This window comes from Pseudomonas sp. RA_35y_Pfl2_P32 (assembly GCF_963970735.1).
Taxonomy (GTDB): domain Bacteria; phylum Pseudomonadota; class Gammaproteobacteria; order Pseudomonadales; family Pseudomonadaceae; genus Aquipseudomonas.
In genome coordinates this window covers 1-485 of record NZ_CAXAQF010000263.1, presented here as the reverse complement: position 1 = coordinate 485, position 485 = coordinate 1, and the positions used below count along the sequence as shown (strand labels likewise).

Sequence of the window (485 nt, the reverse complement as noted above, 5' to 3'; positions counted from 1 at the left end):
GGGCCAGACGACGAGTTGGATCGGCTGCGTCGAAACCAAGGTCGACAGTCCTGGGGCCTCAAGCTTTACGACCAGCAACCTGCCATCGGAACTCAATCCCGATCTGACCCCGGCAAAGAACGCCGGTGGCTCGACCGACACCCGCTGGTGGCCGCATTTGCAGGACCTCGAATATGTCCGCAACAATTGGAACACAGGAACCGATTATTCGAACGGCGATGATACGTCTGGTCATCGCAACTATGGGGCCGATCCAAAAGTCTCGGACACCTCGCTGCGCGACAACGGCTATGTGACCTGCGGAAAGCCCGCCAAGCGGCTGGGCGTGATGACCCGGACGGACGTCAGCAACTACCTTTACGCCAATGATTTCGTCCCGATGGGCGGCACCTATCACGATACCGGCATGATCTGGGGCACGCGTCTGATTTCGCCGACCGGGCCATGGGCGAGCGACACCGCCGCCTGGCCCAATCGCAACACGC

The 485-nt window shown here is 60.8% G+C and carries 1 protein-coding gene; it reads left to right on the top strand.

Going from position 1 to position 485, the window contains the following annotated elements:
* Positions 1-485 (top strand): hypothetical protein (locus tag AACY45_RS28180; protein WP_339548748.1); only part of this gene is annotated, 485 nt, incomplete at both ends.